Here is a 24428-nt window from a genome sequence, read left to right on the forward strand (position 1 = left end):
TTGTCAGCGAAAGTGATCGACAAAATAAAGCCAATGAAACAACGAACCGGCCACTTTGCCAAAGGCGATGGCCATAAGTAAAATGACGATTTTATCATCGACGCCGATCCGCTTCGCTAAAATCGGCCAAACGTTCAACACCTCTGTTAAAGCGGCAGCGAGCATTCCGATAAACACACCATGAAACAATCCGATCGGCACAAGCCAATATTTGGATAAATGCCACACCGAATTGCACAGGCTCATCCAGCCGCCGACAATGGCACCCGCGACAGCACTCCACTCATAGGCGTGAATGCGCTTCGTCGTTTTCGTCAGCTGCGTCAAGCGCGGAATGACGCCAAGCACAACCAAAAAGGCGACAAACCCGGTTCCGACCGCCAGCCCTCCAGCAAAGCCGACGAACACTACCAGCAACACCTTAAGCGTCGTCAAGATGCCTCATGCTTTCTTTGTTTTCGTGCAAAATGACGTATTGATCGATCGCCTGCTGGTAGTTGAACATTTCGACTTCAAGAGGGCTGGGCTCCTCGTTGATTCGTTTGCGGAACCAATGGTTGAAAAATAAAATCATCCCGATGCCGAGCCCAAGCGAATATGGAATTTGCAAAAGCAGCGGTTTATCGACCGATTGGCCGGTCATCATCTGGTAAAGATGGCGATGCGCTTGCTGCATGCTCACATCTTCGTGGAAATTCATGATCGCCATGGCTGAACCGACGAACAAAAGAAGCCAAACGAGAAGAAAAGAAGCCATTGAAAACCGCCGTTTTTCGTACACAACTTCCACGATCGTCTGTGAGGGGCCGACCATCTGCACATCAAGCGACGGGTCGGCATCAAGCACAGCCCGAACAATGTGCATCATATCGATAATGACGATGTTCTTGTCGCTCGGCTGGATGCGGTAGAGCGGAATCGCCTTCAGCCGGCGAATCAGCCCGCCATCTCCTCCCGTCATTTGGGCCACTTCTCCGAGCGTGACGACCGCTCCCGGTTTCACTTGCACGCGATGGCGTGGCTTAATAAACACAGTGGTTGCCATCTGCTTCACACCTTTATCCCCATTTTGTTTTTCTTTAGTTTGGTTGGCAAAAACACCGATCATGCGGCCTGTCGGCGTTCACCATCGATTTCATAAAAATAGAAAAGAATGGGCAAAAAATGCCCATTCTTTTTTAGACTTTTGTTGCTTGCTCTGGAAAAAGCGTTCCAAAATGCGCTTACAGACCAAAAGACGGATGCGATTCATGGTTCACCGCCGATGAATTGACATCCGTCCATTTTGAGAACACTTTGTGCGGACAAAATGGACTATCCGTCCATTTTGTTGCCCACTCCGTGCGGACAAAATGGACTATCCGTCCATTTTGTCCTTTATGTGCTGCAATATTTTCTTTTCCAGCCGGGATACTTGCACTTGAGAGATGCCGAGCCTCGATGCCACTTCGGACTGGGTTTGGTCTTTGTAATAGCGCAAATAGACGATCAGCCTCTCACGCTCGTCGAGTTCTTCGATCGCTTTTTTTAAGGCGATTTTGTCAAACCATGACGCCTCGTCGGCGTCAGCAATTTGATCAAGCAACGTAATCGGATCGCCGTCGTTTTCGTACACCGTTTCGTGAATCGATGTCGGCAAGCGGACCGCCTCTTGAGCCAGAACAACGTCTTCTGGCGAAATGCCTAAATGGTCGGCGATTTCCGTAACCGTCGGCGCCCGCCCGCGCGTTTTCGACAGCTCATCTTTCGCCTTGCGGATTTTGTTGCCCATCTCTTTCAGCGAACGGCTCACTTTGACGGTGCCGTCGTCGCGAAGAAACCGCTGAATCTCCCCAATGATCATCGGCACGGCGTACGTCGAAAACTTGACGTCATATGACAGGTCAAACTTGTCGACCGACTTTAACAAGCCGATGCAGCCGATTTGAAACAAGTCATCCGCTTCATAGCCGCGGTTTAAAAAACGTTGAACGACCGACCAGACGAGGCGCATGTTTTTTTCAATAATTTCATCACGCGCTTCTTGATCGCCTTCTTGGCTGCGGCGGATCAGCTCTTTCATCTCCTGATCTTTGATTGGCGACTGACCTTGCTTGACATCGACATCCATAGGCATGTCTCCCTCAGTTACATAACGCTTTGCTTTTCACAATATGCTTTTTCAAATACACAGTCGTCCCTTTATTCACTTCCGATTCGACGATGACTTCGTCCATGAAGTTTTCCATAATGGTAAAGCCCATCCCTGACCGCTCGAGCTCGGGCTTTGTCGTAAACAACGGCTGGCGCGCTTCTTCGATGTCAGGAATGCCGACTCCTTCGTCTCTCACCGTCAAATGGACGACACCGTCTTCAATGATGACCGAAATGGAGACGATGCCGTTCGGATCGTTGTTGTAGCCGTGAATGATCGCGTTTGTCACCGCCTCAGAGACAACCGTTTTAATTTCCGTCAGTTCGTCCATCGTCGGGTCAAGCTGGGCGACGAACGCCGCCACAGTCACACGGGCGAACGATTCATTTTCGCTGCGGGCAGAAAATTGGAGGTGCATTTCGTTGCGCATTTACGCCACCCCCAATGCTTGCAAGGCGAATTGCTCATCCGCCTCAACGCGGATGATTTTAAACAGACCCGACATGTCAAACAGCCGTTTGACGGCCGGCGATACGGCGCATACAACCATCTGCCCGCCGACGTTTTTGATTTGTTTATAGCGTCCGAGAATGACGCCGAGGCCAGAGCTGTCCATGAACGTCAATTGTCCTAAATTGAGCACGATATGGCGGATCGCTCGGTTTTCGAGCACATCCGTCACTTGTTCACGCAATTCTTCGGCTGTATGATGGTCAAGCTCCCCAGACAGGCGAACGATGAGCACGTCTTGCTTCACTTCCAAGTCGATCGCGAGACTCACAGCGTGTTCCCCCTTGTCCATTTCAGGATATGGAGACATTTCGCTGCTGTCCGCCCGAAATCCTGCCGCCCGACAAAACTAGTGGTCGTTCGCCAAAGAGAGCGAAAAGACCGCAAAACTTGACATTATCCCACTTGCACGAAGCGGCCAAACACCCGCTTAAACAAATCCCAAAAGCTCGCTTCTTCGACCGTTTGCTTGGCGACGATCGGGCTGTGCAAAATTTCTTTTCCATCCTGTTTTAAAATGAGGACGCCAAGCTCATCGCCTTTGCGAACGGGTGCTTTCACATTGTCTTTCACTTTGATCACTTTTTCGATCTGCTCGACCGACTGTCCTTTTTTCGTCAGCACCGACACCGACTCCGACGTCACCGCTTCGACGGATGACCGTTTGCCTTTGCTTATGTTGACGCGGGCGACTGTTTCATTCCGTTTGTACACCTGGTGAGTTCGATATTGGGAAAACGCGTAATCGAGCATCTTCGTAATTTGCGCATTGCGCGATTTCGGCGTCGGTGCTCCAAACACAACAGCGATGACGCGCATGCCGTTCTTTTTCGCCGTGGCGGTCAAACAATATTTCGCTTCGGCTGTATATCCGGTTTTCAGGCCGTCAACGCCCGGATAAAATTTGACAAGCCGGTTCGTATTGACGAGCCAAAATTTTTTGTCCGTATTTTCGCGCAAATAGTCTTCGTACTTGCTCGTATATTTCGTAATATCTTCATATTTCAACAGTTCGCGCGCCATCATGGCCATATCATAAGCGCTGCTGTAGTGATGTTCCGCCGGCAGGCCGGTCGCATTGACGAAATGGGTGTTTTTTAAGCCAAGCTGTTTCGCTTTTTTATTCATCATCTCGACAAATGCTTCTTCCGACCCGGCGATCTGCTCAGCCATAGCGACCGACGCGTCGTTGGCCGAACCGATGGCAATGCCGTGCAGCATCTCATCGACGGTCATTTCCTCGCCCGGCTCGAGGAAAATTTGCGATCCACCCATTGACGCGGCGTATTCGCTCGCCCGCACTTTTTCATCGTAGGACAGCTTTCCTTCATCGATGGCTTCCATGATCAACAGCATCGTCATAATTTTCGTCATGCTCGCCGGCGGCAATGGTTCATGGGCATTTTTTTCATACAATACTTTGCCGGTGTCGCGTTCAATCAAAATGGCTGATTTCGCCTCATCGGCCAGCTTCACTTTCGCCTCCTTCATCTCTTTCGCCTCGGCATGGGCAGAAAGAGGAAGAAAAAGAAGAAACGGCAATAAAAGAAGACGAGTGACTTTCGTTTTCATCTCCCAAACCTCCATTCTTTATACATGCCATTTTTTCCAGGCGAGATATTTTTATACAAAAAACAGCTCATTTTCCAAAAAACAAAAAAAAACGCCCGAAACACGCGTTTCAGGCGTCTTCTACTTGAACAACTGCTTTTTTCCTTGCGGATCGCCAGCGTCCCTCTCTATACGATGGTCTCATAAATGAGCGGCGGCCGAGCAACCGGCTGCGGCGACAGACGAATAGCCGCCTCGATCTTTTCTTTCACGTCAAGCACATCTGGCCGGTTGCTGTGAATCGTGGCGAGCGCTTCCCCTTTCTGCACGCGATCGCCGATTTTTTTATGGAGCACAATGCCGACCGCCAAATCGATCACGTCTTCTTTTTTCGCCCGGCCGGCGCCGAGCCACATGGCGGCCGTGCCGATGTCATCGGCGGCCATCTCGGCGACATAGCCGTCGGCAGCCGCCGTGACGGTCGACGTATAGGCCGCCTTGGGCAATTTATCCAGATCGTCGACGACCGATGCATCTCCACCTTGAGCGGCCAAAAACGTTTTGAACGCCGCGATGGCGGCCCCGCTGCGAATCGCCTCTTCAAGCAAACGGCGCGCCTCATCAAGCGATGGCGCCTTCTCCGCCAAATAGACCATATGGCTGCCGAGCGTCAAACAAAGTTCGGTTAAATCGTGCGGCCCGTTTCCTTTTAACGTTTCGATGGCCTCTTTCACTTCCAAGGCGTTGCCGACGGCATAGCCGAGCGGCTGGCTCATGTCAGAAATGACCGCCATCGTCCGGCGGCCGACGCGCTTGCCAATGTCGACCATCACTCGAGCGAGCCGGCGCGCCTCGTCAAGTTTCTTCATAAACGCTCCGGCGCCCGTTTTCACATCCAAGACGATGGCATCAGCCCCAGCGGCGATTTTTTTGCTCATGATCGACGAGGCGATGAGCGGAATGCTGTTGACGGTCGCCGTCACATCGCGAAGCGCATATAGCTTTTTGTCAGCCGGTGTCAAATCGCCCGTTTGGCCGATAATGGCGATTCCGTTTTCATTCACGAGTCGAATGAACTCGTCTTTGCTGATCTCGACATGAAACCCGGGCACGGACTCGAGTTTGTCGATCGTGCCGCCCGTATGGCCGAGGCCGCGCCCAGACATTTTCGCCACCGGCACGCCGACAGAAGCGACAAGCGGCCCTAAAACGAGCGTCGTCGTATCGCCGACCCCGCCGGTCGAATGTTTATCGACTTTCACGCCGCGAATACTCGACAAATCGAGCATTTCGCCGGAGTGCACCATCGCCATCGTCAGCGCGGCCGTTTCTTCCTCGGTCATGCCGCGAAAATAAATCGCCATCGCGAGCGCGCTCATTTGGTAATCGGGAATGTCCCCGTTTGTATACCCTCGGACGATCCACTCAATTTCTTCCTTCGTCAGCGCCTTTCCGTCGCGCTTTTTCGCAATCAAATCGACCATTCGCATCGCGGTCACCTTTTTCGTTTTGATTTCGCCATTTCGGCGACAATCGCTTTCACAAGCCGCAAAAAGTCCGTCTTCACCCGCTCGGCCGTTTCAACCACTTCGTCGTGGTGAAGCGGAGCATCCGACATCCCTGCAGCCATATTCGAAATGCACGAAATGCCGAGCACCTCAATGCCGCCGTGGCGGGCGACGATCACTTCCGGGACGGTCGACATGCCGACCGCATCGCCGCCGAGCGTACGAATCATGCGGATTTCCGCCGGCGTTTCGTACGACGGCCCCGTATTGGCGACATATACTCCTTCATGCACGCGAACGCCAAGTCTCGCCGCCGTTTCCTTGGCGAGCTCGCGCAGCCGCCGGCTGTACGCTTCCGTCATGTCTGGAAAGCGAGGACCAAGCTCCGGATCGTTCGGACCAATGAGCGGATTTGTGCCCAGCAAGTTGATATGGTCGGAAATGATCATGAAATCGCCGGGCTGGAACCGTTCGTTGATGCCGCCCGCAGCGTTTGTCACGATCAATTCGCGGACGCCAAGCGCCTTCATCACCCGGATGGGAAACGTCACTTCTTGAAGCGAATACCCTTCATAATAATGAAACCGCCCTTGCATGGCGACAACGGTCGCCCCCTCAAGCCGCCCATATACGAGCCGTCCAGCGTGTCCTTCAACGGTCGACACTGGAAATCCGGGAATATCTTCATACGGAATGCGAACCGCCTCTTCGATTTCATCAGCGAGCACGCCGAGCCCCGAGCCGAGAATGAGACCGATTTCAGGCGGAGTTGGCATCAATGGGCGCAAATGACCGGAGGTTTTTTCAATCGCTTGTCGATCCATTCTTTTCCCCCTCATCGTTCTTTATGAAGTTAGGCCAAATCAGCCAAAAAGCTTGTTCCGTACGGCGGCCGGTTGACTTGGAAGTTATCCGCAATCGTTGCGCCGACATCGGCAAACGTCTCGCGGACTGGGAGCGGCTTGCCGCCGCGAAATCGCGGGCTGTACACAAGAAGCGGCACATATTCGCGCGTATGGTCAGTTCCATGGTGAATCGGGTCGTTGCCATGGTCAGCGGTGATGATAAGCAAGTCGTCCGCTGTCAAGCGCGGCAACACATCGGCAAGCCGGGCGTCAAACTCTTCGAGCGCATCGCCGTAACCTTTTGGGTCGCGGCGATGGCCGTATTTAGCGTCAAAATCGACGAGATTGACGAAACTCAACCCGGTAAAGTCCATGCCGAGCGTGTCGACGAGCTTATCCATTCCGTCCATATTGGATGTCGTTCGCAACGACTGGGTAACTCCTTCATTGTCGTAAATATCGGCGATCTTCCCGATGGCAATCACTTCATAACCGGCGTCTTTCAATTCATTCATCACCGTTTTGCCAAACGGCTTAAGCGCATAGTCGTGCCGGTTGGCGGTTCGCTCAAAATGGCCGGGTTTGCCGATGAACGGTCGGGCAATGACGCGCCCGACCATATACGGCTCGTCGCGCGTCAATTCACGAGCGATTTCGCAAATGCGGTACAATTCATCAAGCGGCACAACTTGTTCATGGGCGGCGATTTGCAAGACGGAGTCGGCTGATGTATAGACGATGATTGCCCCTGTTTTCATATGCTCTTCGCCAAGCTCTTCGATGATCGCTGTTCCGCTCGCCGGTTTGTTGCCGATCACGTTCCGGCCGGTGCGCCGCTCGAGCTCAGCGATCAATTCATCTGGGAACCCGTTCGGAAAGACGCGGAACGGCTTGTCGATGCGAAGGCCCATCAGCTCCCAATGGCCTGTCATCGTATCTTTTCCAGCCGATGCTTCCTTCATTTTTGTATAGTACGCGAGCGGTCGCTCGACTTTCGGCACCCCTTTGATCTCACGAATATGGCTTAGGCCGAGCTTCGCCATGTTCGGCATATAGAGGCCGCCGCGATACTCAGCGATATGGCCGAGCGTATCCGCTCCTTTGTCGTTGTATTTCTCGGCATCTGGCGCCTCACCGATGCCGACTGAATCCATCACAATCAAAAAAACACGCTGGTATGTCGTTTTCACATTCATTCCCCCTGCCTGCAATGAAAAATGGAGTCTCTTTCTATCGTTCCCGTATTTTCGCGAAAACACGCCTATGGCCAATTGGTCAGAAGTCTGACAACTAAAACGACAGGCAAGCGCCTAGCATACGGCAGCTGCTAGGCGCGCGGGTGGTACTGTTTGTACACGTCTTTTAGGCGCGTTTTCGTAACATGCGTATACATTTGCGTCGTCGAAATGTCGGCATGCCCAAGCAACTCTTGCACAGCGCGCAAATCGGCTCCGTTCTCAAGCAGATGCGTCGCAAACGAATGCCGAAGCGTATGCGGCGTCAATTCTTTTTCGATGCCGGCTTCTTTCGCGAGCCGCTTTAAAATTTTCCAAAACCCTTGCCGTGTCAACCGCTGGCCATAATGGTTCAAAAACAGCGCCTCCGTTGCCCGTCGTCGCGGATTGACAAGCTGCGGGCGCCCTCGCTCCAAATAGTGGGCAAGCGCTTCAATCGCCATGCGCCCGATCGGCACGATCCGCTCTTTCCGCCCTTTTCCATAGCAGCGGACAAACCCCATCGTCAAATGCACGTCGCTTAAGTTGAGCTGCACAAGCTCACTGACGCGCATGCCGGTCGCATACAACAGCTCCAGCATCGCCTTGTCGCGCAACCCAAACGGTGTGCTCACTTGCGGCGCTGCAAGCAGCGCCTCGACTTCCTCGACCGACAGCACTTTCGGCAGCGTCCGTTCAAACTGCGGCGTTTCGATATGGACGGTCGGGTCTTGCGCCGCGATTTTCTCCCTTAGCAAAAACTGATGAAACGAACGGATCGACGCCAAATGGCGGGCGATCGTCCGCGCCGATTGCCCTTGTTCGCTTAAAAACTTTAAAAAATGGAGAATATGGAGGCGCTCCACTTCGCCCCACGCCTGAAGCTGCTCGACTTGACGCAAATAGCGGACGTATTTTTTCAAATCGCGTTCATACGAAACGATCGTATTGTGCGCCAAATTCCGCTCCACCGTCAAATAATGCAGAAAATCTTTCAACTCGTATTCCAACGCTCTCTACTCCCCGTCGCGATAAAAAAATATCAGCCGGTCGAGCCAACTTGGCGGCGCACTCTCCGCCGCCGATACTTTGACCGCCGATCCCTTCGGCTCATCGTATCGGTGGTAATACTCGTACTCGCGGTTAAACCATACAAGACTATAATAAAATAAAATGGTGCATCCCGTAAATAAAAGAAACACTTTCACCATTTGCCAAACGGTTTTCATGGCATCCTCCCTATCAGTTGCTTGTCAGCTTGGTAGTATGAGGATATGCCATTTGTTTCGTTGTTTATACGCAAAAAACCTTTCCCGTTGGAAAAGGTTTTATTTTTCTTCATGCTTTTGCTGGCAACGGTGACAAATGCCGTGGAACGTCAAACGATGGTCTTTAATTTTAAATTTCCACTTCTCCTCAACAATCGCTTCGACATTCTCAAGCAAATCTTCTTGAATTTCCGCCACCGACCCGCATTCTAAGCAGATGAGGTGGTGATGAAAATGGGCCGCTCCTTCCTTGCGGAGGTCATAGCGCGACACCCCGTCCCCGAAATTGATTTTATCGACAATTTTCAACTCGGTGAGCAGCTCGAGCGTCCGATATACGGTCGCCAGTCCGATCTCTGGGGATTTTTCTTTCACGAGGAGGTAGACGTCTTCCGCGCTTAAATGGTCTTCTTCATGTTCAAGCAGGACTCTTACTGTCGCTTCCCGCTGTGGCGTCAGTTTATAGCCGGCTGAGTGCAGCTGCTTCTTAATTCGTTCCACACGATCTTCCATGTTTTCATTCCTCCCTCGCCATTCACCTCCCATTATAACAAATGTGCGCAGGAAGGTTCAAAGTATAATTACTATCACAAAAAAACAAAAATGATTACTACATAATAATTATTATTAAATTAGCGACCCATTTCACCACCTGTTTCATCAAGACCGGCGAAAGGTACGCTTCCACCGCCGAAGAGACAAGCAGCCCGAAGGCGGCCGCGGCCATCGCCGCGGCATAGCGCATCACCATCGGGAACACTGGCTCGTGCGGCCGTTTCATAAACTGATTGCGCACCATCCGCAAGGAAAACGATATCGACATCACGCCCATCACGATCATGAGCGGAATAACAAGCAAATTTTGCGGCATCACCGAAACAAATGACAATAAAAACCCTTTCCAGCCCATTTGATTGACTAAAAAGCCGACGGTGAAGCCGACGACAATGCCTTTTAAAAACAGTAAAACCAAAATGACCGGCAGTCCGATGACGGAAATGCCGAGCACCCACATGAGGACCATATATTTGACGTTATGCATGTAGCTTTGACGGAACATGTCGTGGGCGCTTGCCACGTTGTCTTTTGATACTTGTCCAAAAAATTGCGCCAAGTAATAATACAAATCTTGCTTTTGGCTGAAGCCGAGGCTGTTGACGACAATGGCGCCGAAAATGACGCCCATGAGAAACAGGACGATGACAAACACGTACAGCGAAGCATGTTCACGCCAATGAACAGCGATAGCCGATTTCAGCGGATGGGTTCTCATTGTGCTTCGTCCTCCTACTTTGTCTCTTAGTAGATTGTATGTCCATCCGCTTTCGGTATGACTGTTTTTCTAAAAGGCTGGTGATGGAATAAAAAAGCAGCTCAACACCGACGTGTGACCAACTCCACGGGCGGCACGCCGCCTCGGTCCATTGGCGCATGGCTGGGCCAAGCAGCACGCACGGCATGATGATGAACGGCAGGAGCGCTGCCCGAGTGGTTACCCCTCCCACACTTTCCCGTATCTCCCACCGCCCCCGGCCTCGATATGGAGCGCACCGCTGCGGGCAAGGACGATCAGTTGGGCCAACTTTTCTCCCACCGTCTCCGCGATCTCTTCCTCCGCCGCCTCATGAAGAACGCTCATTTCCGTGCCAAAACGGGCGAGCAGCTTTTCATACGCTTTTGAACCAAGGCCGGGGATGAATTCAAGCGGCACTTGATAAATGTACGGCGGCCGTTTCGGCCCGCGTTCCGCCGTTTTCAGCTCCGCAAGCCGGTCAAACACGCCTTTCACGAAGCGATGATGGCCGCATGCCGCACAGCGGTCGACGTCCGGTACAACCGGCGCAAGGCAGCGCTCGCACACCGTCTGGTGATATTTTCCGAGTTTGGGATTTAAACCGTAGTTGGCGACAATCGCGCGCCCGTCTTCACCGCGCAGCGCTTTTTCCAATTCAGCAAACGTCGGGGCGGCGAGCCGCACTTCTTCATATTCGCGGGCGATTTTCCGCAGCGAATGGGCATCGGAATTCGTCAAGTACGGGTAGCGATGCAATTCGGCGATCTGGTCCGCCATCGCCGTGTCGGCGCTTAACCCAAGTTCAATGGCATCAATCCAATCCGGGTCAAACACTTCTGTCAGGCTGTGCTTGACCCCTTTTCCGTACAAGCTTTTAAACGGGGTGAACGCGTGCGCGGGAATGAACCAGCCGCCCTGCTCTTTCGCGGCAGCTTGCAGCTCGCGGCCGGAGGCGTAAACGCGCTGTGAACTGAGCGACATGTTCTTTACCCGTTTGCCAAGCCAGCCGGAAAACGTGCGCATCGTCTGCACAGTCGGCAAAAAAACGAGCACGTGGATCGGTCCATGGCAATGGTCGTCATATACTTCGATTTCACTGCCTAACAAAAGCGTCACTTTCCCAGCGCTGACGCCGCCCCCCTCATGTTCGCGCCAACCGTGCTTCTCCATTGCCCGCTCGAGCTCGTCCAGCACTTCGGGCACATGGCTGTCAATGACGCCGACGAGGTCGATCCCTTTCACCTCAGCCGCCTCATGCAAGATGTTCTCAAGCGTCAACGTCCGCGCCCCAGTAATTTTCACCGGGCGGCCCGAGGCGGTGCGGCCGATGTGAATATGTAAATCAGCATAATAACAGCCGAGGCCGCGCTCGTTTTTTTTATTCGGCATTTTGCTCCCCTAGCGCGCGGCGCAGCTGCAAATATTGCAAGGCGTATGCCGTTTTCGCATCGTAAATGTCGCGTTGTTGAAGCATCTCAAGCGCCTCCTCCAATGTCACTTCCAACAGCTCGACAAACTCATCTTCATCCAAACCGGCGCCGTCCTCCGCTTTTTCCAGCCCCTCGGCGACATACAAATGGATGAGTTCATCGGCAAACCCTGGGGATGTATAAAAGGAAATGAGATGGCGCATCGAATGGGCGCGGTAGCCGGTTTCTTCTTCGAGCTCGCGGTGTGCGGAAGCGAGCGGCTCTTCCCCATGTTCTAGCTTGCCCGCCGGAATCTCGACTAATGCGCGCTCCAGCGCTTTTCGGTACTGGCGGACAAGAACGATTTTCCCGTCCGGCAACAGCGGCAGCACCGCCACCGCCCCCGGATGTTTGATCACCTCGCGCCGGCTCGTTTTCCCATTTGGCAGCTCGACTTCCTCGATATACAAGTCAATGATGCGGCCGCTGAACAATTTCTCTTTGTGGACGGTTTTTTCATACAACTTCTCCATTCTTCTTCTCCCCTATCGATTGATGGACTCTTTTCCATTGTACTACATGTTTGGCCATTTTTTCGCTTTCGTTGTACAATGAACATATCATCATCGATCGCGAAAGGGGGCGCAAAAGATGAACAAACGCCGCATCGGCACATCAGACTTATACGTCAGCGAAATTGGACTCGGCTGCATGTCGCTCGGCACTGATGAAAACCATGCCATCTATCTCATCCATGAAGCATTGGAGCGCGGCATCAACTACTTGGATACAGCCGATTTATACGACCGCGGCTTAAACGAGGAATTTGTCGGCAAAGCGGTGAAAGGAAAACGCGACCAAGTCATCATCGCGACAAAAGTCGGCAACCGTTGGCGCCGAGACGGAAGCGGCTGGGACTGGGATCCGTCAAAAGCCTATATCAAACAAGCGGTCAAAGAGAGCCTGCGCCGCCTGCAAACGGACTACATTGACTTATACCAGCTCCACGGCGGCACGATCGACGACCCGATCGATGAGACGATTGAAGCGTTCGAAGAGCTGAAGCAAGAAGGCGTCATCCGTTGGTACGGCATCTCCTCGATCCGCCCAAACGTCATTCGCGAATATGTGAAGCGCTCGAACATCGTCAGCGTCATGATGCAATACAGCTTGCTTGACCGGCGGCCGGAAGAATGGTTCCCGCTTCTTCGCGAACATCACATCAGCGTGATCGCCCGCGGTCCGGTCGCTAGAGGCTTGCTCACGAGCCGCTCGCTTGAACAAGCGAGCAGCGCGGTGAAAGAACACGGATACCTCGATTATTCCTACAAAGAACTGCAGGCGCTCATCCCGAAGCTGAAGGAAAAAACGGCCGGGCGCCGTTCATTGACCGCGACCGCGCTGCAATTTTGCCTGTATGACCCGGTCGTTGCCGCCGTCATTCCGGGCGCAAGCCGGCTTCGGCAGCTTGAAGAAAACATCGCCGCCGCTTCCGCCCCGCCGCTTGATGCCGACGAATACGAATGGCTGAAACAAACGACAAAACGCTCGGTGTACGACGTGCATCGGTGAACTACCCCCACTTAATTTTCTAGCGAAAATTTGAAGTGGGGGCTTCCAAAGAAGTTTGACTGCTTCAAGCAATCCTTATTCTTTGAGGCGTGTCCACTTCGCCGCTAGAGCATAAGACACTCAGGTCTACAGCTTTACTTTTCTTTAAGATGTTTAATGCGCCATTGACATCAGCATTCATTAGTTTGCCAGACTTTGTTCGATACAAGCCGCGCTTAATACGTTTGCCGCTGAACTTATATTCTTTTGGATTGTCGGCATTATATTCAGGAATCTCATCGCCGTCAAAAAAGCTGGCTTGAGACGTATAGGATTCTTCCTGTTTCAAGAATTCAATGCCGTAAAATTCACAAAGATATTCTAGTTTTTCTTTTATGTTACCGAGAGGAATATTGACAAAGTTTTGATTTGTCTTTTTTCCTAGATTCATATTGCGTTGCCATGTTTCCGCATAGCCAATGACAAGTTTGCCAATTTGATTTTCAATACAGTAGTTAATGATGTAACGGCAAGTCTTGTTGATATAATCATTCACTTTATTATTGCGATTCATAGCAAGCAAAGCCTGTTTACGAGTGGTGCCTTTGATTTTTTGCTTATCTTTTATGCTTTGAAGTCTGGCATTTTCTTTGTTAAACCATTGATTTATACTTTTTAATCTCCGCCCATCAATGATGAATGATCTGCCGTCTGATGTGACACAAGTGGCAACATTGTTTAATCCTAAATCAATTGCCAGTGCTTTTTGGTCGTTTAATTCTCTTTGATCTTCAGGCATTTCATATTTGTACTGAATCTCAAAGAACCTGGCATGATGCTTAGGAATGATTTCAATCTGCTTAATCTTTTTGTCCAGTAACACAGGCGGAATCGTTATCGTGATAGGCTTGTGAGTCTTTTTAAATAGGCGAGAATACGGTATCGTGAATTTGTTGCCGTCTATACGAATCTGGCCAATGATCAGTGAATGAAAGCCATCTTTTTTAAGATATTTTGGAATACTGATAGCCTTGTGGTCATATTTTCCTTGTTTGGCAAGACTGATCAAACCAAAGAAAGATTTAAAGGCTTCATTGACCTTTTTTAAAATTTGCTGTGCCATGTTGCTGTTTAACAGCTTATAGTTTTCGTTAGTTTTTGCAAGATGATAGTTTTTCTCATAATTAAGAAATTCCTTGTGTTCAAAATAGTATTGTCTGACATTGTACAATCCGACGTTGTACATGTTCTTGGCAATATGGCACAGTTCTCGAAGAGTCAAGTATTCTTCTTTGGTCAAACCATTTAGCTGTTGTTTGATACAAAAATACATTTTTTCACCTCTCATCTAACTATATGATACTATATTTTACTGAATCTATCCTATTTTCAGCAAAATATAGTTAAGGCGATTCATCTCCCACTTACTCCGCTTCGCTTCGTTAAAGTGGGAGTCTTCTCGCCTAATTAAGATAAAAACCAAAGGAGCGGAAAGAAAGCCGACATGCCTTGCTGAAAAATAGATCGAGCCAAAAAATGCAAACAAATCGAGAGCCCGGCGGCCGTTGACGGCCGCATACGGGCTCTCGTTCGGTACGTGCGGCCGCTCATTTGTGACGAGCGGGCCGACCGTCGTAAGCGGCGCGCGCAAATTGACGGCCAACGCGACGACTGCTCCGGCCGTCCAGAATGGAAAAGAAGAGGGGCGCGTCGCTGCCGCATTCGATTTCATCGTCCATCCCCTCCGCTACTTAAATTTCCGCCAGTCTAGCTCGCTTTCCTCAAGCAGCTCGGCAAACGATTTCTGTTCCTCACGGCGGCGCGCTTCCTCTGCCGCTCGCCTCCGCGCTTCTTCCTCGGCAAGTGCGCGCTTTTTCTCAAGCAGCTTCGCTTCCACCGCGGCGCCAAGCCGGTCGGCGATCGTCAAAGCCTCCGTCCCTTGCTCTTTTTTTCGCCCGATTTTCTTCATCATGTCCGCCCCCTTGCATAACAATCGTTCATTTGTCAAACGATACAACTACACGACAAAGAAAAGGAGAGATGATGGATGGCGAAAAACCGCGCCCAAAAAGGGAAACCGTCCGCTGATACGGTCAAGCCGGTGATCGCAAAAGAAGAATTGGAAAAAGCAATCCACCCGACCAAGCGGCAAAACAGTCCTCAATAACCGCAACATGGACGATGCAGCTTTTATCAAAAGGGGCGCCCTGCAGCCCAAACCGGCTTTCAGGGCGTCCCCTTTACAACACTTCGGTGATGTGCGGCATATGCTCACCAAGCCAAGCAATGGCCGCCTCCAGCGTCGGAAACTCTTTCGTTTCAAACGTCATTTCGTTTTGCAGCAGCCAGACGTCTTTCGCCTCATGATACGGGCCGGCGACCGACCAATGAAGCAAGCTGTACGGATCGTTTTCATGGGTGAACGACACCCATGTTTTTTGCTTCGCCGTCTTTGCGAGCTGCTCTAACTTACCGTTCATCGCCGGATTTCACCTCAACAAGCGGCATATGACCATTCAACGTTTGCCCTAGGCTTTTGAGCTGAAAAACGGTTGTTCCCGGCTTGACGTCAATCGTCATCGCTTCATCAAAAAAGATAAGGCGCGACCGTTCCACGAGCACCGGCACGAAATTCGTCTCGACGGCCAAATCATCGTCATCGGCCTTGTCGACAAGCCATAGCACCGGAACGCCGTCGACCAAACAGCCGCAGCCGTCCGTGTCAAACGCCAGCTTTAACTGCCGCTCGGATTGCGCTACAATAGAGGCAAGCGCTCGCTTGGCTGCATCCGTAAACGTGATCGATACACTCATGCTTGACTCCTTTTTCCTTATTGATTTTCTTTTTCATTTTACCTGCCAACACGCGAAACTGTCAAAGCAAAGAAGGAACAAGCGATGGCAAACGTGCAAATCAAAGTGAATGACAACGGTTCGCTGCGCGTCACCGGCGATGTGGAACTGCTCGATGGAGAAGGAAAGCCGTTTGTGACGAAATAAACGTTTTCTGCCGTTGTGGGCTGTCGAACAATAAACCGTTTTGCGACGGTTCACATAAAGGCCGATTCCAATCGGTCGTCCGCGCCCCTTTGCCGGAAACGGATAAACAATAAGGCGGTGAGAAGCCGATGGACGAACGATGGCTGCAAAAACAAGTGCGCAACTGCCTGCGGCATTATGGCTATGATGATGACATGATGCCGCTTGGCGAAGACGACTGGCGCGAGCTTTGCGCCCGCATTGCCGCCGCCAAAGAGAGGCAGCCAAACGCGGACATGTATGAACTTGTCCATGACGCCGTCTACCGGTTCATCACCAGCGCTTGACCCGGCTCGTGTCAAACGAACACGGGGTTGGCCCCAAAGGCCATCTTTCTTCAAGAAGAGGAAAGGCGTTTCGCGCGTCTAGACGATGATCAGAAAGGGTGCCCCTTATATTTGGGACACCCTCGCTTACTTTTGGAAAAACGCCCCTTTCGCCACCTTTTCCACCAAACTCGGCGCAAGGCGATACAGCCGGCTGCCGAGATCCATCCAACGCGGCATGTTCACTTCGCGCGTCGGCGTCATCATCACGTCGACCACACGCTTCGCCACCGTCTCCGGGCGCAGCATCCAACGCGACACGTTGCGCACATACTCTCCCGATTCATCAGCGGTTGAAAAAAAGTTCGTCTCCACCGGCCCCGGATTGACGGCCGTGACAAAAATGCCAAAGCGCCCCGCCTCGAGGCGAAGGCTGTCAGTAAAGCCGATGACGGCATGTTTCGTCGCGGAATAGACGCTCGACTTCGGCGTCGCGATTTTGCCGGCTTGCGACGCAATGTTGATAATATGACCGCTTCCTCTCTCTTTCATATGCGAATACACCGCCTTCGTACAGGCGATGAGGCCGAAGACGTTGACGGCAAACATCCTCTCCATTTCATCCAAGTCGATGTCCTCGACATAGCGAAAGACACCAAACCCGGCGTTGTTGACCAACACATCGATCGCGCCAAGATCCGCAATGAGCTGGGAAACAACCGCCTCGATCATGCCGCGGTCGCTGACATCAAGCGATGCATACGGGGCGCGAATACCGGTTTGCGCTTCGATCCGCGCGCTCGCTTCTTTCAGCCTTTCTTCACTGCGCGCCAAGAGCACCGGCACCGCCCCTTGGCGCGCCGCTTCATAGGCGATTTGCTCGCCAATTCCTCCCGACGCTCCGGTAATGACGACATGGCGCCCCTTCAGCCGCACACCGACACCCCCGCCGCTTCGTAGACGTATCGGCCGGCTTCCTGCTTTTTCGTCACATACCCGTTCGCCTCGAGATAATCAAGCTGGCCGATCGTCTCTGACATCGTCAGCATGAGCTGGCGTTCGTAAGCGGTCGGGAACAGCTTTTGACAAACGTCAAACACCGTATGCGGGCGTTCTTTCACCATTTCGAGCACCCGCTCGGCGCGCTGGCGCTGCTTACCCAGCCGCTCTCGAACGAGCGCCGGAATATCGGTCGCATCGTCGCCATGGCCGTTTAGCGAGCGAACGATATCGTATTGCAGCATTTTTTGCAGCGACTCGTTGTACTGCAACAACGGTTTCGGCCGTCCCGTCTCCCCTTCCGCCGGCGGCTCCATCATTGGATTCGGGGAAATATGAACAAGCAAATGATCGCCGCCGATCAGCAATCCGTCCGCCTCGCGGTAGAGGGCGATATGGCTTTGCGCATGCCCCGGCGTTTCGATGACCTGCCACCCGGGCATCCCCGGCACCGCGTCCCCTTCCGTCACCATGATGTCAAGCCCGCGCCGGCTTGCGTAGCGAAGCGATCCGCCTTCTTTGGACAGCTGACTGAACAAACGGCGGTCGACGCCGCATTCCGTAAAAAATTCCTGAAAAAATTGGACGTACCGCTCCATAAACGAACGTTCGCGGCGCAAAAACGGATCCGCTTTCGGATGGCCGATGATCGGCGCATGCGGAACATAATCAAGCAAGCCGACATGATCCGGATGATGGTGAGTAATGACGATTTGTTCAATATCCTCTGGCGCATAACCGACCTCGCCAAGCTGCTTCACAAACAGCTGCCATGCTTCCTCTGTTTTCACTCCGGCATCGACCAGCGTCAACCGATCGCCGGCGATCACGTACATATGCACATCGCCGACCGGAAACGGCGTCGGCACTGTGATCCGATACACTCGTTCCTCGTTCATTGCATTCCCTTCTTTCCTCAAGTTCATGAACCATCCCGTTCGAACCGTTTCATCAGTCAAAATGAATAGTTATTCATTATATTTTATTTTACAGTTTACATCGATTTCATCCATTTGTCATGCCTTTTTCTTCCGCACGACGAAATTGCAAAAAAATTCGCTCTCCTCTCTTGACAACAGCGCCTGTCCCGCGGCATAATGACTAATAACATCACGGATACGGCAAACCGGCGATGAACAGGGCCAGTAAACCGCAAACGGCACCAGAGAGCGAAGCCCGCGGCTGGAAGGCTTTGCGGCCCTCTTTGCGGTTGAACCTACCCTAGGAGCTGTTAGGCCAACCTAAACGCCTCCCCGGCGTTATCGGGGCAGAGTCGGGCCTGTTTGGCGCTTGGGCCAAATCGGGCCAAAAAAGGTGGTACCGCGGAAACGAAGGTTTTCCGTCCTTTTGCAGGACGGGAAACCTTTCTCTTTTGGATGGATACACCAAGGCAAGGAGGAGTGGAATGATGAACAACGAACGATCGATCGCGCTCATCGGCGCCGGCTCGATGGCGGAATCGCTCATCGCCGGCATGACGAAAGCGTTTTGCCATCCGGCGCACATTGTCGTCGCCAACCGACAAAACCGCGCTCGGCTTGAGGAGCTGGCGCGCCAATACGGTGTTTGCACGGCAGGTTGCGCGCAAGAAGCCGTCAAACAAGCGGATATCGTCATTTTGGCGATGAAGCCGAAAGACGTCGTCGAAGCGATGAACGCCATCGCACCGACCCTCCGCGCCCATCAGCTCATTCTTTCACTGCTCGCGGGCATCACGACCGAGACGATCGAACGGCTCGCTGGACGCAACATCCCTGTCGTGCGCGCCATGCCAAACACATCCGCCGCCGTCGGCTTATCAGCGACCGCCATCGCCGGCGGCCGCTTCGCCGCGAAAGAACATCTTGAGGTCGCCAAACAGCTGTTTGAAACGGTCGGCATCGTCGCTGTTGTGCCGGAGCGCGACTTGCATGCGGTCACCGGCCTGTCCGGGAGCGGTCCGGCGTATGTGTATTACTTGGTCGAAGCGATGGAAAAAGCGGCGGCCGACATCGGCCTTGAGCGAGATGTCGCCAAACGGCTCATTTTGCAAACGATCATCGGCGCAGCCGAGATGCTAAAAGCGTCCGACAAGCACCCATCCGTCCTGCGCCGTGAAGTCACGAGCCCAGGCGGCACGACCGAAGCCGGCATTGGCGTGCTTGAGCAATACCGGTTCCAAGAAGCGGTCATCGCCTGCATCCGCCGGGCGACGGCCCGCTCCGAAGAGCTCGGCAGCGCTCTTCTCTCTGCCATCGCCGAAGCGTAAAGAGCGGACCTCCGGAGCGCGCCGCTCCTTTTCCCGCCTAGCCCGAACACGGCGACAATCCGTTTTATTTTGTTTTTGATAAGCAGCGTGCTATCATCAGTCATGAACCACTCATCGGCCTAGAAAGGAGCTGCTTGTCATGAACACGGTATTGTTTTCGCCGTATACAATCCGCGGGCTGACGCTGAAAAACCGAATTGTCATGTCGCCGATGTGCATGTATTCGTGCGACACGAAAGACGGCGCCGTACGCACGTGGCATAAAATCCACTACCCGGCTCGCGCTGTCGGCCAAGTCGGCTTGATTATCGTTGAAGCGACCGGCGTGACGCCGCAAGGTCGCATTTCTGAACGCGACTTAGGCATTTGGAGCGATGACCATATCGCCGGGCTTCGCGAACTCGTTGGGCTTGTGAAAGAGCATGGGGCGGCCATCGGCATCCAGCTTGCCCATGCGGGGAGAAAATCGCAAGTGCCGGGAGAGATCATCGCTCCGTCAGCCGTCCCGTTTGATGATTCGTCGCCGACGCCAAAAGAAATGACGAAAGCCGACATTGAAGAAACGGTGCAAGCGTTCCAAAACGGCGCACGGCGCGCGAAGGAAGCCGGCTTTGACGTCATTGAAATCCATGCCGCCCACGGCTACCTCATTAACGAATTTTTATCGCCGCTCTCCAACCGGCGCCAAGACGAGTACGGCGGCTCTCCGGAAAACCGTTACCGTTTCTTAGGCGAGGTGATCGACGCTGTCCGCGAGGTGTGGGACGGACCGCTTTTTGTCCGCATCTCGGCGTCCGACTACCATCCGGACGGGCTGACGGCCAAAGACTATGTCCCATACGCCAAGCGGATGAAAGAACAAGGAGTCGACCTCGTCGATGTCAGCTCCGGCGCTATTGTTCCGGCGCGCATGAACGTCTATCCCGGCTACCAAGTGCCATTTGCCGAACTGATCCGCCGTGAAGCAGACATCCCGACCGGCGCTGTCGGCCTCATTACGTCCGGCTGGCAAGCGGAAGAAATTTTGCAAAACGGCCGCGCCGATCTCGTCTTTTTGGGGCGCGAGCTGCTGCGCAACCCGTATTGGCCATACGCCGCGGCGAGAGAGCTGGGCGCAAAAATCTCGGCGCCCGTCCAATATGAGCGCGGCTGGCGGTTTTAACCGCGCGGGATCGAAAACGAGGCGAAATCAACGGCGAGCTCGGTGTTCGGAAACACGCTGCGCGCCTCGGCGACGAGCTGCAGCGCCGCCTCACCTTGGTAGCGAGAGCTGATATGGGTCAAAATAAGCCGCTTCGCCCCGGCCCGCCTCGCCACCTCGGCTGCGTCTGTGGTCGTGGAATGGAAATAGTCATGGGCCAGCCGCTGTTCCGCCGCGGCAAACGTCGCCTCGTGGACGACGACATCGGCATCGCGGGCGAGTTCAATCGCCGCTTCGCAAAAACGGGTGTCGCCCAACACGGCGACGATTCTCCCCTTTTGCGGCGGCCCGACAAATTCGCGCCCGTCGATGACCGTGCCGTCATCCAGCACGACCGTTTTTCCTTGCTTAATTTCTTGATAAATCGGGCCGGGGCGGACGCCGAGTGCTTGCAATCGCTCGACCAAGAGCGGGCCGGGCAAATCTTTTTCAACGACGCGGAAACCGTATGACGGCATGCCGTGATCGAGCCGTTTGGCGATGACGGAAAACCGTTCATCGTCAAAAATGACGCCCTCATCGATCTCCGCAATGTTCAGTTCATAGCGGAGCTTTGTCCCGCTGACGGCAAGGGCCGTTTCGACAAACGCGCGAATGCCTTTTGGGCCGAAGACCGTAAGCGGCGTCTCGCCGCTTTGAAACGAACGGCTGCCTAGCAGTCCAGGCAATCCAAACAAATGGTCGCCATGCAAGTGCGTAATAAAAATATGCTCGATGCGGCGCGGGCGAATGGCGGTATGCAAAATTTGATGCTGCGTCGCTTCGCCGCAGTCAAACAGCCATGTCGCCCCGCGTTCACCAAGCAGCTGCAGGGCGACGGACGATACGTTGCGCTCTTTGGCCGGCACGCCGGCACCCGTGCCTAAAAACAACAGTTCCAACGCGCTTCACTCCTTTTTCTCGCTCAATATGGCCTGTTGTTAGCGTACCAATGTCAAAACGGCTTTTCAACTTTCTTTTGCGCTCAAAAACGCCGGGTTGGCGCCCGGCTCTTTCATGAACATAAACGCTTTCCCGCCGGAAAGCAACAAAGTGTTTGCGTTCCGACCGGCAAACCTCTACAATGGTTTCATTGAAGAGACAAATTTGGTTAAAGCGAGGTACATACGGTGGACAACATGAATCCGAAATCGATCATCGTCATTTTCGGAGCGACGGGAGATTTGGCGAAACGGAAACTGTTTCCGTCCCTTTACCGCCTGTATGAAAAAGGGCATTTGAACGAGCAATTCGCTGTCGTCGGCGTCGCGCGCCGCCCGTTGTCGGCCGACGAGTTCCGGAACTATGTGCGCGACTCGGTCGAAACGGCGTTTCACCAAAAGCTCGCCGACGGCCGATTCACCTCCCATTTCTATTACCATCCGTTCGACGTGACGGAAGCCGAGTCGTATCAGCGCTTAAAGTCGCTCCTCGAACAGCTCGACGGCACATACAAGACCGAAGGCAACCGCATCTTTTATTTGGCGATGGCGCCGGAATTTTTCGGCACCGTTACTTCCCGCTTGCAGTCGGAAGGATTGACGGAAACGCACGGCTTTAAGCGGCTCGTCATCGAAAAGCCGTTCGGGCATGACTTGGCGAGCGCCGAGAAGCTGAATGACGAGATTCGCCGCGTCTTTTCCGAGCGGGAAATCTACCGGATCGACCATTACCTCGGCAAAGAAATGGTGCAAAACATCGAGGTCATCCGCTTTTCAAACGCCATTTTCGAGCCGCTTTGGAACAACCGGTTCATCGCCAACATTCAAATCACATTGAGCGAAACGCTCGGCGTCGAAGACCGCGGCCGCTACTACGACCATTCCGGGGCGTTGCGCGACATGGTGCAAAACCATATGCTGCAAATGGTCGCTCTGTTGGCGATGGAACCGCCGATCAAATTAACGACCGATGACATCCGCCATGAAAAAGTGAAAGTGTTGCGCGCCTTGCGCCCGATTGCGCACGATGAAGTCGACCGCTATTTCGTGCGCGGCCAATACGGGCGCGGGGTGATCCACGGCAAACACGTGCCGGCGTATCGCGAGGAGCCGAACGTCGATCCGGACTCGAACACGGAAACGTTCGTCGCTGGAAAACTCCTGATCGACAACTTCCGTTGGGCTGGCGTGCCGTTTTACATTCGCACCGGCAAACGGATGGCGGAAAAATCGACGAAAATCGTCGTCCAATTTAAAGATGTACCGATGAACTTGTATTACCGGACGAATGAGACGATCGCCCCGAACTTGCTCGTCATCCACATCCAGCCGGACGAAGGGATCACCCTTCATTTAAACGGCAAAAAAACCGGGGAATCGACGACCATAACAGCTCCATTTCAACTCGACTATTGCAACAACTGCATCGATGGGATCAACACGCCGGAAGCGTACGAAAAGCTGCTGTACGACTGCATGCGCGGCGACGCGACAAACTTCACCCATTGGGATGAGGTAGCAGCGTCATGGCAGTTTGTCGACCCAATTTCTGAGGTGTGGGCGAACACAAAAGCTTCCGACTTTCCGAACTATGCGGCTGGCTCCATGGGCCCGGCGGCCGCGGGCGAGCTGCTCAAAAAAGACGGCTTCCACTGGTGGCCGATCGAGCATCCGCGGCCATAACCGCGAATCGTTTGCGCCCGCCGCCCTTTTGGACAAGCGAGCGTTATCTCTCATGCAAAGGAGCGAATGAACGATGAAGGTGTATGACGTCACGGCCCCGATTTACGAGGGCATGCCCGTATATAAAAACAAACCGGAAAAACAACCGAAGCGCACCACCGTCACCAACGGCTATGTGACCGAATCGCGCATTGACATGGACGTGCACACCGGCACGCACATTGACGCCCCTCTTCATATGGTCGAAGGCGGAGCGACGTTTGAAACGATTCCATTGGACGACCTCGTCGGCCCGTGCAAGCTGTTCGATTTAACCGATGTCAACGACCGGATCACGAAAGACGACATCGCGCATCTTGACATTCAAGAAGGGGACTTCGTTCTGTTTAAAACGAAAAACTCCTTTGATGATGCATTTAACTTTGAGTTTATTTTCGTCGCCGAAGACGCGGCTCGTTATTTGGCCGACAAACAAATCCGCGGCGTCGGCATCGACGCCCTTGGCATTGAGCGAGCGCAAGAAGGCCATCCGACCCATAAAACGCTCTTTTCGGCCGGCGTCATCATCATCGAAGGGCTGCGGCTGAAAGACGTCCCCGAAGGCCGCTATTTCATGGTCGCCGCCCCGCTCAAACTCGTCGGCACCGACGCCGCCCCGGCGCGCGTCTTGCTGTTTGACCGCGAGCCGTAAAAACAGCCGGCCCCTTGATGGGACCGGCTGTTTGATCATGTCAAATTGAATATTCGCCATGGCCGCCCTAAAGACTGGTAAAATGGCGGGGGCTTCC

At 53.2% G+C, this 24428-nt stretch carries 29 protein-coding genes and 1 pseudogene; 7 read left to right on the forward strand and 23 right to left on the reverse strand.

The window, feature by feature from the left end; translation table 11 throughout:
* Nucleotides 1-3: 3 nt before the first annotated feature.
* The 15 genes from NSQ51_RS10470 to NSQ51_RS10540 all read right to left on the reverse strand — a co-directional run bounded on the left by NSQ51_RS10470 (nucleotide 4) and on the right by NSQ51_RS10540 (nucleotide 12266).
* A complete protein-coding gene (locus NSQ51_RS10470) occupies nucleotides 4-435 on the reverse strand; it encodes a stage V sporulation protein AB (RefSeq protein WP_049625000.1) in 432 nt (143 codons plus the stop codon).
* Entirely contained in the window at nucleotides 422-1045 is a 624-nt protein-coding gene (locus tag NSQ51_RS10475) for a stage V sporulation protein AA (protein WP_033017149.1), read from the reverse strand. The genes NSQ51_RS10470 and NSQ51_RS10475 overlap by 14 nt, the downstream gene beginning before the upstream one ends.
* A gap of 312 nt (nucleotides 1046-1357) precedes the next feature.
* A complete protein-coding gene (gene sigF / locus NSQ51_RS10480) occupies nucleotides 1358-2110 on the reverse strand; it encodes an RNA polymerase sporulation sigma factor SigF (RefSeq protein ID WP_033017150.1) in 753 nt (250 codons plus the stop codon).
* A gap of 13 nt (nucleotides 2111-2123) precedes the next feature.
* The gene (spoIIAB, locus tag NSQ51_RS10485) at nucleotides 2124-2564 is read right to left on the reverse strand and encodes an anti-sigma F factor (RefSeq protein WP_033017151.1); all 441 of its coding nucleotides are present in this window, start codon (nucleotides 2562-2564) and stop codon (nucleotides 2124-2126) included.
* Nucleotides 2565-2915, reverse strand: a complete 351-nt coding sequence (spoIIAA, locus tag NSQ51_RS10490; RefSeq protein ID WP_011231792.1) for an anti-sigma F factor antagonist — start codon at nucleotides 2913-2915, stop codon at nucleotides 2565-2567.
* 125 nt (nucleotides 2916-3040) lie between these two features.
* The gene (locus NSQ51_RS10495) at nucleotides 3041-4216 is read right to left on the reverse strand and encodes a D-alanyl-D-alanine carboxypeptidase family protein (RefSeq protein WP_049625001.1); all 1176 of its coding nucleotides are present in this window, start codon (nucleotides 4214-4216) and stop codon (nucleotides 3041-3043) included.
* A gap of 167 nt (nucleotides 4217-4383) precedes the next feature.
* A complete protein-coding gene (locus NSQ51_RS10500; protein ID WP_049625002.1) occupies nucleotides 4384-5685 on the reverse strand; it encodes a pyrimidine-nucleoside phosphorylase in 1302 nt (433 codons plus the stop codon).
* 5 nt (nucleotides 5686-5690) lie between these two features.
* Nucleotides 5691-6527: a purine-nucleoside phosphorylase gene (locus NSQ51_RS10505; protein WP_049625003.1), complete on the reverse strand. Its 837-nt coding sequence runs from the start codon at nucleotides 6525-6527 to the stop codon at nucleotides 5691-5693.
* Between the two features lie 29 nt (nucleotides 6528-6556).
* Entirely contained in the window at nucleotides 6557-7744 is a 1188-nt protein-coding gene (deoB, locus tag NSQ51_RS10510) for a phosphopentomutase (RefSeq protein ID WP_183083998.1), read from the reverse strand.
* Between the two features lie 131 nt (nucleotides 7745-7875).
* Complete coding sequence (gene xerD, locus NSQ51_RS10515) at nucleotides 7876-8772, reverse strand: site-specific tyrosine recombinase XerD (protein WP_011231797.1); 897 nt, start codon at nucleotides 8770-8772, stop codon at nucleotides 7876-7878.
* 6 nt (nucleotides 8773-8778) lie between these two features.
* Nucleotides 8779-8991 carry a YqzK family protein gene (locus NSQ51_RS10520; protein ID WP_033017156.1) on the reverse strand — a complete coding sequence of 71 codons (213 nt, stop codon included), beginning with the start codon at nucleotides 8989-8991 and terminating at the stop codon, nucleotides 8779-8781.
* 99 nt (nucleotides 8992-9090) lie between these two features.
* Nucleotides 9091-9543, reverse strand: coding sequence for a Fur family transcriptional regulator (locus tag NSQ51_RS10525; RefSeq protein WP_033017157.1), 453 nt, complete (start codon nucleotides 9541-9543; stop codon nucleotides 9091-9093).
* Between the two features lie 97 nt (nucleotides 9544-9640).
* Nucleotides 9641-10303, reverse strand: coding sequence for a stage II sporulation protein M (gene spoIIM / locus NSQ51_RS10530; protein ID WP_033017158.1), 663 nt, complete (start codon nucleotides 10301-10303; stop codon nucleotides 9641-9643).
* 219 nt (nucleotides 10304-10522) lie between these two features.
* Entirely contained in the window at nucleotides 10523-11713 is a 1191-nt protein-coding gene (locus NSQ51_RS10535) for an endonuclease Q family protein (RefSeq protein ID WP_049625004.1), read from the reverse strand.
* On the reverse strand, nucleotides 11703-12266 hold the full coding sequence (locus NSQ51_RS10540; protein ID WP_049625005.1) for an NUDIX hydrolase: 564 nt from the start codon (nucleotides 12264-12266) through the stop codon (nucleotides 11703-11705). The genes NSQ51_RS10535 and NSQ51_RS10540 overlap by 11 nt, the downstream gene beginning before the upstream one ends.
* Nucleotides 12267-12384: 118 nt before the next feature.
* Here NSQ51_RS10540 and NSQ51_RS10545 point away from each other — a divergent pair, with 118 nt between their 5' ends.
* Nucleotides 12385-13305, forward strand: a complete 921-nt coding sequence (locus NSQ51_RS10545) for an aldo/keto reductase (protein ID WP_033017162.1) — start codon at nucleotides 12385-12387, stop codon at nucleotides 13303-13305.
* A gap of 64 nt (nucleotides 13306-13369) precedes the next feature.
* On the opposite strand, the gene NSQ51_RS10550 is transcribed toward NSQ51_RS10545, so the two are convergent.
* The 5 genes from NSQ51_RS10550 to NSQ51_RS10570 all read right to left on the reverse strand — a co-directional run bounded on the left by NSQ51_RS10550 (nucleotide 13370) and on the right by NSQ51_RS10570 (nucleotide 16098).
* Nucleotides 13370-14617 carry a transposase gene (locus tag NSQ51_RS10550; RefSeq protein ID WP_339239157.1) on the reverse strand — a complete coding sequence of 416 codons (1248 nt, stop codon included), beginning with the start codon at nucleotides 14615-14617 and terminating at the stop codon, nucleotides 13370-13372.
* 45 nt (nucleotides 14618-14662) lie between these two features.
* Entirely contained in the window at nucleotides 14663-15016 is a 354-nt protein-coding gene (locus tag NSQ51_RS10555) for a hypothetical protein (RefSeq protein WP_033016484.1), read from the reverse strand.
* A gap of 15 nt (nucleotides 15017-15031) precedes the next feature.
* Nucleotides 15032-15256 (reverse strand): DUF3886 domain-containing protein, encoded by a 225-nt coding sequence (locus tag NSQ51_RS10560; protein WP_033016482.1) that lies wholly within the window; start codon nucleotides 15254-15256, stop codon nucleotides 15032-15034.
* Between the two features lie 268 nt (nucleotides 15257-15524).
* On the reverse strand, nucleotides 15525-15764 hold the full coding sequence (locus NSQ51_RS10565) for a YqkC family protein (RefSeq protein ID WP_033009050.1): 240 nt from the start codon (nucleotides 15762-15764) through the stop codon (nucleotides 15525-15527).
* Nucleotides 15754-16098: an iron-sulfur cluster biosynthesis family protein gene (locus NSQ51_RS10570; RefSeq protein WP_033016481.1), complete on the reverse strand. Its 345-nt coding sequence runs from the start codon at nucleotides 16096-16098 to the stop codon at nucleotides 15754-15756. Before NSQ51_RS10570 ends, NSQ51_RS10565 begins: the two co-directional genes overlap by 11 nt.
* Nucleotides 16099-16182: 84 nt before the next feature.
* Between NSQ51_RS10570 and NSQ51_RS10575 the strand changes: the two are divergent.
* Nucleotides 16183-16397 (forward strand): annotated as a pseudogene (locus tag NSQ51_RS10575) (CDGSH iron-sulfur domain-containing protein).
* Nucleotides 16398-16412: 15 nt separating this feature from the next.
* Nucleotides 16413-16610 carry a YqzH family protein gene (locus NSQ51_RS10580; RefSeq protein WP_033016480.1) on the forward strand — a complete coding sequence of 66 codons (198 nt, stop codon included), beginning with the start codon at nucleotides 16413-16415 and terminating at the stop codon, nucleotides 16608-16610.
* A gap of 126 nt (nucleotides 16611-16736) precedes the next feature.
* On the opposite strand, the gene NSQ51_RS10585 is transcribed toward NSQ51_RS10580, so the two are convergent.
* Together NSQ51_RS10585 and NSQ51_RS10590 are read right to left on the reverse strand one after the other, a co-directional pair.
* A complete protein-coding gene (locus NSQ51_RS10585) occupies nucleotides 16737-17525 on the reverse strand; it encodes an SDR family oxidoreductase (protein WP_121650070.1) in 789 nt (262 codons plus the stop codon).
* Entirely contained in the window at nucleotides 17516-18487 is a 972-nt protein-coding gene (locus NSQ51_RS10590) for an MBL fold metallo-hydrolase (RefSeq protein ID WP_033016478.1), read from the reverse strand. Before NSQ51_RS10590 ends, NSQ51_RS10585 begins: the two co-directional genes overlap by 10 nt.
* A gap of 509 nt (nucleotides 18488-18996) precedes the next feature.
* Between NSQ51_RS10590 and proI the strand changes: the two genes are divergently transcribed.
* Nucleotides 18997-19836, forward strand: coding sequence for a pyrroline-5-carboxylate reductase ProI (proI, locus tag NSQ51_RS10595; protein WP_049625499.1), 840 nt, complete (start codon nucleotides 18997-18999; stop codon nucleotides 19834-19836).
* 139 nt (nucleotides 19837-19975) lie between these two features.
* Complete coding sequence (gene namA, locus NSQ51_RS10600; RefSeq protein ID WP_033016477.1) at nucleotides 19976-20998, forward strand: NADPH dehydrogenase NamA; 1023 nt, start codon at nucleotides 19976-19978, stop codon at nucleotides 20996-20998.
* Here namA and rnz read toward each other — a convergent pair.
* Entirely contained in the window at nucleotides 20995-21918 is a 924-nt protein-coding gene (gene rnz, locus NSQ51_RS10605) for a ribonuclease Z (protein ID WP_033016476.1), read from the reverse strand. The two genes, namA and rnz, sit on opposite strands and share 4 nt — an antisense overlap.
* A gap of 228 nt (nucleotides 21919-22146) precedes the next feature.
* Between rnz and zwf the strand changes: the two genes are divergently transcribed.
* Nucleotides 22147-23640, forward strand: a complete 1494-nt coding sequence (zwf, locus tag NSQ51_RS10610; protein WP_049625498.1) for a glucose-6-phosphate dehydrogenase — start codon at nucleotides 22147-22149, stop codon at nucleotides 23638-23640.
* Between the two features lie 73 nt (nucleotides 23641-23713).
* The gene (locus NSQ51_RS10615; protein WP_033016473.1) at nucleotides 23714-24331 is read left to right on the forward strand and encodes a cyclase family protein; all 618 of its coding nucleotides are present in this window, start codon (nucleotides 23714-23716) and stop codon (nucleotides 24329-24331) included.
* Nucleotides 24332-24428: the final 97 nt, after the last annotated feature.

The sequence above is a fragment of the Geobacillus sp. FSL K6-0789 genome, from assembly GCF_038593135.1.
GTDB lineage: Bacteria > Bacillota > Bacilli > Bacillales > Anoxybacillaceae > Geobacillus > Geobacillus stearothermophilus.